The sequence below is a fragment of the Flagellimonas nanhaiensis genome, assembly GCF_003382275.1.
Lineage (GTDB): Bacteria > Bacteroidota > Bacteroidia > Flavobacteriales > Flavobacteriaceae > Flagellimonas > Flagellimonas nanhaiensis.
Map to the genome: position 1 here is coordinate 1 of NZ_QTJX01000014.1, position 2552 is coordinate 2552.

Below are 2552 nucleotides of genomic sequence, written 5' to 3' on the forward strand. Positions count from 1 at the left end.
TGGAAACGCCGGACATAGTATACCACCCTCGCCGGGTTAAAGTGACCATAGCTGGCCGGACGAAAGTGACCCACCCCCGCCGGGCCAAAGTGACCCACCTTTAGATTAGATCTATCTGTAAAAAGTCTAAGTGCTTTTTTTGTTAAAAAGCACCATGGCGAACAAGCAGATAGACATGCGAAAAACAAAACTGATTTACAAACTGTACACCTCCGGTACGAGCAAGCGTGGGATAAGCCAACAATTGGGCATATCCCGTGTCACGGTCAGGAAGTACATCGAATTCTTCAGGCGGTACCGTTTTACCGCCTACGAAGTGGAGAAGATGACCCTAGAGGAACTCCACAACCTTTTTAAGGACGGGCAAAAGCGCAAGAGCCAACGTTTGCTGACCTTAAGGCAGTACTTTCCCTATTTTGACAAAGAGCTTCGCAAGACCGGGGTGACCAGACAATTGTTATGGGAAGAATATTATGCCAAGCACCCCGATGGCTTCAAGCTCTCACAGTTCAAGTATTGGTACGCCGAATGGCGCAAGGAGACCTCTCCGGTAATGCACATGGAGCACAAGGCCGGCGACAAGCTCTTTATAGACTTCACGGGAAAGAAACTCCATATTGTTGACAGGGACACCGGTGAACTGAAGGAACTGGAGGTGTTCGTGTGTATACTCGGTAGCAGCCAATACACTTATGTAGAGGCCTGTGCAAGCCAAAAACTGGAGGACTTCATCCGCTGCACCGAGAACGCACTATGGTTCTACGGCGGCGTACCAAAGGCCTTGGTGCCGGACAACCTTAAGTCGGCGGTTACCAAGAGCAGCCGTTACGAGCCCAAGGTCAACGAGGTGTTCGCCGACTTTGCCGAACACTACGAAACGGCAGTACTGCCCACACGTACCTATAGGCCAAGGGACAAGGCCATAGTGGAGAACGCCGTGAAGATAATCTACACCAGGGTGTTCGCCCCTTTACGGAACCAGGTCTTCCATAGCATGACCGATATCAACATCGCGATAAGGGAACTGTTGGAAAAACACAACGCAATGTCGTTCAGGGGAAGGGAATATTCCAGGTGTTCGCTTTTTATGGAGATCGAGAAGGGCGAACTGATGCCGTTACCGGCGAAACGCTATGAGGTAAAACGCTATGCCCAGGCCACCGTACACAAGAACAGCCATGTTTATTTTGGGAAGGACAAGCATTATTACAGCGTGCCCTACAGGCATATAGGCAAACAGGTCAAGCTGGTCTATACCGACAGTATCGTCGAGATCTACCATAAGCACGAAAGGTTCGCCGTACATACAAGGAACAGGAAGAAATACGGCTATACCACCTTGGCCGACCATATGCCCTCGCACCATCGTTTCATAAGCGAGTGGAGCAGTGAAAAGTTCATCGATTGGGCAAGCGATATCGGCGGACACTGTAAAGGGTACATCATTGCCATCCTGGAGAAGAAGCAACACCCGGAACAATCCTATAAGTCCTGTCTGGGCGTGCTCCACCTTGCCAAAAAGTACGGAAGGGAACGTCTTGACGGTGCCTGTAGGCGTGCCGCGGAATATGGTGCGTACAATTACAATATGGTCGAGCGCATCCTGAAAAAGGGGTGGGACCAGATCGATGAAGGTATCGACGGGGACATGGAAATGCCCGAGCACAACAACATAAGGGGAGGAAAATACTACGAATAGGAACAATACTTAAAAACAGAACATATGAACGAAAAAACAATGCAATCGATGAAAGAAATGAGGCTCTATGGAATGCACAGGGCCTTCACCACAACAATGGAAACCGGCGGTCCGTCCACCGGTTACACCAACGATGAACTGATCGCCTATCTCGTCCAGAGCGAATGGGACGACCGTCACAACCGTAGGATAGAGCGATTGACCAAGTCCGCAAGGTTCAGGTATACGGCCGTCATGGAAGCTATAGACTACCGACCGTCGCGCCAACTGGACAAGAACCTGGTCCGGCGGCTCGGTTCCTGCGGGTTCATCCAAAAAAGGGAGAACATACTTATTACCGGTAGTACCGGCGTGGGCAAAAGTTACCTGGCATCGGCCATCGGCCACCAGGCCTGTTCCATGGGGTCAAAAACGATGTACTTCAATACTGCGAAGCTCTTTACCCTGCTCAAGACATCAAAGGCAGACGGTTCCTATCCAAAACAGATAAACAAACTTGAAAAACAGGACTTGCTCATCTTGGATGACTTCGGCCTTAAACCATTGGACAACATCAATAGGCATGCACTTATGGAGATCATCGAGGACAGGCACGGCAAAAAATCCACTATAATAGCATCACAATTGCCCGTATCAAAGTGGCACGACATTATCGGGGAGAAAACACTGGCCGATGCCATCCTCGACCGTTTGGTGCATACAGCCCACAGAATAGATATAAAAGGAGAATCAATGAGAAGAAAATTGAAAAATAAAAACTAAGTTTAACCCAAGGATAGATCAAATCTGGGCAGTCCATTTGCCATGGTCAGTTTCATCCGGCGAAGGTGGGTCAGTTTACCCGGCTTATCCA

The 2552-nt window shown here is 49.4% G+C and carries 2 protein-coding genes; both read left to right on the forward strand.

The window, feature by feature from the left end:
* Positions 1 to 154 precede the first annotated feature (154 nt).
* Positions 155 to 1699 (forward strand): IS21 family transposase, encoded by a 1545-nt coding sequence (gene istA / locus DX873_RS18690; protein ID WP_116186017.1) that lies wholly within the window; start codon positions 155 to 157, stop codon positions 1697 to 1699.
* Between the two features lie 24 nt (positions 1700 to 1723).
* On the forward strand, positions 1724 to 2461 hold the full coding sequence (gene istB, locus DX873_RS18695) for an IS21-like element helper ATPase IstB (protein ID WP_116186018.1): 738 nt from the start codon (positions 1724 to 1726) through the stop codon (positions 2459 to 2461).
* Positions 2462 to 2552 lie beyond the last annotated feature (91 nt).

What these genes read in the sequence shown, in the direction of transcription:
- istA (WP_116186017.1), top strand. Translation starts at nt 155, where the DNA reads ATGGCGAACAAGCAGATAGACATGCGAAAAACAAAACTGATTTACAAA.
- istB (WP_116186018.1), top strand. Translation starts at nt 1,724, where the DNA reads ATGAACGAAAAAACAATGCAATCGATGAAAGAAATGAGGCTCTATGGA.